General features: G+C 50.8%; 1 pseudogene. It reads left to right on the top strand.

Annotated elements, in window-relative coordinates:
- Nucleotides 1-333 (top strand): annotated as a pseudogene (locus tag LZP73_RS19600) (polyphosphate kinase 1); the annotation flags it as partial.

Genomic DNA, 333 nt, shown 5'->3' with positions numbered 1-333 from the left:
CGCCAAACTGTTCCTGATTTCACGTAAAGAAAACGGTGAAGTGGTGCGTTACGCACACATCGGGACCGGGAACTTTAACGAAAAAACCGCGCGTCTTTATACTGACTATTCGTTGCTGACCGCCGATGCGCGCATAACCAACGAAGTACGGCGGGTGTTCAACTTTATTGAAAACCCATACCGTCCGGTGACATTTGATTATTTAATGGTGTCGCCGCAAAACTCCCGCCGCCTGTTGTATGAAATGGTGGACCGCGAAATCGCCAACGCGCAGCAAGGGCTGCCCAGCGGTATCACCCTGAAGCTAAATAACCTTGTCGATAAAGGCCTGGT

Origin of the sequence: Shewanella sp. AS16 (assembly GCF_021412365.1) — a bacterium.
GTDB lineage: Bacteria > Pseudomonadota > Gammaproteobacteria > Enterobacterales > Shewanellaceae > Shewanella > Shewanella salipaludis.
Note: the sequence above shows the minus strand (reverse complement) of the source record. Positions and strands in the feature narration are given on the sequence as shown.